We start from the raw sequence: 1,899 nt of genomic DNA, 5'->3' as shown, positions 1-1,899 counted from the left end.
TCCCGCCGCGCCGGGAGGGGCGCGGCGGGACTCCGCCGTTTCCGGGGCCGGGGCCGGGGCCCGGGGAGCGGGGCCGAGGCCCGGGGGCGGGGCCGGGGCCGCGCGGTCAGCGGTACTCGGCCAGGCGGGGGCGGACGCCGAGCAGGACGAGCCCGATGATCAGTGCCACGCGATGACCAGTGGTGCCCGGTTGATCGGTACCGCGCGCCCACCGCCTGGTCGGGCTGCACGGATCCAGGTGACTCCCGATGAGCGGAGACTTGACGCGATCTTGAGGGCGGGCGGTCGGTCAGCTCTCGGAGGGTTCGACGGCGGCGTTCGGGGCCGCGCCCTCCTGCGCCGCGCCCTGCTGTGCCGTGCCTTCCCGCGTCGCGCCCTCCCCCGCCGCGCCTTCCGGCGTGGCGGACTTCTGGAGCGGGGTGCTGGTGCGCATCAGCATCAGCAGCGCGAGCCCCAGCGCGGCCACGTAGGTGGGCCAGCCGAGCACGACCTTCGCGATCCCGAGCGCGACGACCTGCCCGGCGAGGTAGAGGGGGATCTGGACGGCCAGCTTCAGCACCCCGGGCAGCAGGAGCAGCCAGGACAGCCGGGTGCACACCCGCACCATGGCCGGGTCCTTGCGCCAGGCGAGCGGGTCGTCGGGGTTGGCCGCGCCGATCATGAAGCCGACGAACGGCCAGCGGGTCACGATCGACAGCAGCATCAGCAGGCTGACGGCGCCGGAGTAGAGCATGCCGGGCAGGAAGGCGTCCTCGGCCTTGCCCGTGCGCAGCGCGAAGAACGCGGCGATCGCGATGCCGACCAGGCTGTTCAGCACGAACTGCGGCGTGGACCGCTGGACGATGCGGGCCGCGAGCAGCAGCAGCGCCGACCCGCCGCCGACGTACAGCGACAGCCGCAGGTCGTGGGTGAAGATCCACCCGGCGGTGAACGCGATCGTGGGCACCGCGCCCTCGAGCACGCCGCGCCGCCCGCCGAACACCTTGGTCAGCTGGGCGCGGATGACCTCTTCGACCGTCTCGAACCCGGCCGCGCCGCCCTGGGCCGCCTCGCCGGCCGCCATGTCACGCGCCCCGCAGTTCGTAGCGGGGGTTGAACATCACCTTGCGGCCGTCCTGGAGGCTCACCAGGCCCTCGGCGCGCAGCCGCCGGCCCGGGTCGATCCCGGCGATCTTGCGCCGACCCAGCCAGACCAGGTTGACAACGTCGGTGCCGTCGTAGAGCTCGGCCTCCAGGGCCGGGGCTCCGCCTCGGGGTCGCAGAGTCACGGTCCGTAGCGTACCCGCCACGCAGGCGCGCTGCCGCGCGGCGCACGCGGTGATGGGGGTCGCGCCCTCCTCGCCGGTGGACCGCTGGAGCTCCTCGGCCTCCAGCTCCTCCTTGCTCGACGCCATGCGCCGCAGGAATCGCCGCAGGCCACCGGGCCGGGCCCCGCCCCCGGCGGTGGAGGTCGTGCCGGCCGCTCGCTCGTCCATGATTCGAAGCCTAAGGCATCCCGTCGGCGAAAGAACCGGTCCAGGAGCGCCGATACGGCACCGTCACCCCCATCACCTCCCGGACCCGGACGAGCCGGTCCCCGGCCCCTCCGGAAGCCGGTCGGGCGCGGGAGGCCGGCCGGTCACGCCTCGAAGCGGTAGCCGATGCCGGGGGCGGTGATCAGGTGCCTCGGGTGGGACGGGTCGTCCTCCAGCTTGCGGCGCAGCTGGGCCATGTAGACCCGCAGGTAGTTGGTCTCCTTGACGTACCCGGGCCCCCACACCTCCTGCAGGAGCTGCCGCTGGCCGACCAGCCGCCCGGGGTTGCGGACGAGCAGCTCCAGGATGTGCCATTCGGTCGGGGTGAGCCGGACGTCCGCGCCGTTCCGCTCGACCCTCTTGGCGGCCAGGTCCACGCTGAACG

3 protein-coding genes are annotated in these 1,899 nt (G+C 74.0%); all 3 read right to left on the bottom strand.

The window, feature by feature from the left end:
• Positions 1–289: 289 nt before the first annotated feature.
• Positions 290–1,063 carry a DUF3159 domain-containing protein gene (locus tag AB0J52_RS38500; protein WP_500187968.1) on the bottom strand — a complete coding sequence of 258 codons (774 nt, stop codon included), beginning with the start codon at positions 1,061–1,063 and terminating at the stop codon, positions 290–292.
• Between the two features lies 1 nt (position 1,064).
• A complete protein-coding gene (locus AB0J52_RS38495; RefSeq protein WP_122197680.1) occupies positions 1,065–1,475 on the bottom strand; it encodes an OB-fold nucleic acid binding domain-containing protein in 411 nt (136 codons plus the stop codon).
• A 143-nt stretch (positions 1,476–1,618) separates the two neighbouring features.
• Positions 1,619–1,899: winged helix-turn-helix domain-containing protein (locus AB0J52_RS38490; RefSeq protein ID WP_500187966.1), on the bottom strand; the 281-nt coding region annotated here is incomplete at its 5' end.

The organism is Spirillospora sp. NPDC049652, assembly GCF_040675125.1.
Lineage (GTDB): Bacteria > Actinomycetota > Actinomycetes > Streptosporangiales > Streptosporangiaceae > Spirillospora.
The sequence above is the reverse complement of the archived record's forward strand: the minus strand, read 5'-3'. Positions and strand labels throughout refer to the sequence as shown.

Coding starts and splice junctions, on each gene's coding strand:
- AB0J52_RS38495 (WP_122197680.1), bottom strand. CDS start 1,475: ATGGACGAGCGAGCGGCCGGCACGACCTCCACCGCCGGGGGCGGGGCC.
- AB0J52_RS38500 (WP_500187968.1), bottom strand. CDS start 1,063: ATGGCGGCCGGCGAGGCGGCCCAGGGCGGCGCGGCCGGGTTCGAGACG.